The sequence below is a fragment of the Aquabacterium sp. UBA2148 genome (assembly GCF_002328915.1).
GTDB lineage: Bacteria > Pseudomonadota > Gammaproteobacteria > Burkholderiales > Burkholderiaceae_C > Aquabacterium > Aquabacterium parvum.
Genome location: NZ_DCXA01000158.1, coordinates 30,052 through 31,207, shown reverse-complemented (window position 1 = coordinate 31,207; position 1,156 = coordinate 30,052). Strand labels below are relative to the sequence as shown.

Sequence of the window (1,156 nt, the reverse complement as noted above, 5' to 3'; positions counted from 1 at the left end):
CCCGCCAAGCTGCCGCCATGGGATGGCAAGTTCAAATGGCTGGAGGAGCACAAGGCCAACGTGCCCCCACCTTTGCCCTCTGAGAAGCGCATCGAAGAGATGGCGCGCGCCAAGGGGCTCGACCCCAAGACCGGGCGGCCGGTATCTAGCGGTATGTGACGCGGTTCCAGCACAAGTGCGTGGTGCTTCGATGATCTTGATCGACTCGCGAGTGGTCTCTGTGGAAGAAAGCCCTTTGCATGTGGCTGCCGTGTTGCCGTTGAGAATCCTTCATGCTGTTGGAACTCGAGGCATGAACATCGGTGCCATCAACGCGCTGGTCGTGGATCTCACCCGGAGCCTGATCGCTTTGACGCTGTTGGTGTTCGCCCATGCTTCTCCAGTCTGGGCCGCCAGCAAGGCCGTGCAGTTGTCCCCATGGGCCTTTCGCTGCTCCGCTGAGAGCGAGCACCTTCCCACCGTGTCGGCCGACGTCGAGCGGGTTTTTCAGCGGGGTCTTCACCTGTTGAACCAGCGATCGAACACATCGCTGCGCGAGTCGCAGATGGCCGAGTTCAACGAGGTGGCGCGCTACCTCCGCGTTGCCCATGCGCACGGGCATCCGAAGGCGGGCTGGCACCTGATGAACTGGTTGTACGTGTTGGTGGACCAGTCATACGACGGGGTTGCCACGCCCTTGCGGATGAATCGGCAGGAAGAGGTCGATCGTGTCATCGCACACATGATCGACAGGCGCCTGCCCGACGGCTACCTGCGCCGTGGCGGTTTTGCGGAACAGGGGTGGGACCTTCAGCAGGCCCTGGACGACTATCGCATGGCCGCTGACCTGGGCAGCCCGGTGGCCCAGCACAAGCTGGCTGAATGGCTGCTGGGTGACTCCACCATGGCGAAGGTGGTCGATGTGGCCAGGCCGGGAACCAGGGACTTGGGCATGGCTTTGCATCGCTGCGCCGCCCAGCAAGGTCACGCACCTTCGATCACCGTCGTGGCGGGTGATTTGCTCAGGGCGAAGAACTTCGCCGAGGGCTTGCCCATGCTGCAGCGTGCCGTGGCCGCCGGCAGCGCGGAGGCGGCCCACAACATGAAAGCCATCTTCGAGGGCGAGCGGCGAGGCCGTTGGCCCTTCCGAGCGCGGGCGGTCGAACCCGATCCAGCG

1 protein-coding gene and 1 pseudogene are annotated in these 1,156 nt (G+C 63.8%); both read left to right on the top strand.

Annotation, left to right across the window (positions count from 1 at the left end):
- The first annotated feature begins 9 nt into the window (after window positions 1–9).
- Window positions 10–159: a DUF6396 domain-containing protein gene (locus B2W70_RS08700; RefSeq protein ID WP_286744866.1), complete on the top strand. Its 150-nt coding sequence runs from the start codon at window positions 10–12 to the stop codon at window positions 157–159.
- Window positions 160–292: 133 nt separating this feature from the next.
- Window positions 293–1,156: pseudogene (locus B2W70_RS08695) on the top strand (hypothetical protein); the annotation flags it as partial.